Below are 797 nucleotides of genomic sequence, written 5' to 3'. Positions count from 1 at the left end.
GTTGTGTGTTGTTTGAGAACTGCACAGTGGACGCGAGCATCTTTGTTGTAAGTAATGAAGAGCGTACGGTGGATGCCTTGGCACCAGGAGCCGATGAAGGACGTAGGAGGCTGCGATAAGCCTCGGGGAGCTGTCAACCGAGCTGTGATCCGAGGATGTCCGAATGGGGAAACCCAGCACGAGTGATGTCGTGTTACCCGCGCCTGAATATATAGGGCGTGTGGAGGGAACGTGGGGAAGTGAAACATCTCAGTACCCACAGGAAGAGAAAACAACCGTGATTCCGTGAGTAGTGGCGAGCGAAAGCGGAAGAGGCTAAACCATGGGTGTGTGATAGCCGGCAGGTGTTGCATTCGTGGGGTTGTGGGGTTCATTTTGTCAATACTGCCGTGTTGGCCAACAGTAAGAAATCACAGGGTTAGTGGAAGTGGTCTGGAACGGCCTGTCGTAGAGGGTGAGAATCCCGTACACGAAAACTTTGTGACTGTTGTAATGGAAACCCAAGTAGCACCGGGCCCGTGAAATCTGGTGTGAATCTGTCGGGACCACCCGATAAGCCTGAATACTCCCTGGTGACCGATAGCGGACTAGTACCGTGAGGGAAAGGTGAAAAGTACCCCGGGAGGGGAGTGAAATAGTACCTGAAACCGTGCGCTTACAATCCGTCAGAGCCTTCGAGCAGTTTACTGCTGGGGGTGATGGCGTGCCTTTTGAAGAATGAGCCTGCGAGTTAGTGGCATGTCGCGAGGTTAACCCGTGTGGGGTAGCCGTAGCGAAAGCGAGTCCGAATAGGGCGA

At 53.7% G+C, this 797-nt stretch carries 1 rRNA gene; it reads left to right on the top strand.

From position 1 onward, the window contains the following. Positions 1-45 precede the first annotated feature (45 nt). A 23S ribosomal RNA gene (locus AC1Q6C_RS33675) occupies positions 46-797 on the top strand; the annotation flags it as partial.

Source organism: Rhodococcus sp. MT28, assembly GCF_058792695.1.
The sequence above is the reverse complement of the archived record's forward strand: the minus strand, read 5'-3'. Positions and strand labels throughout refer to the sequence as shown.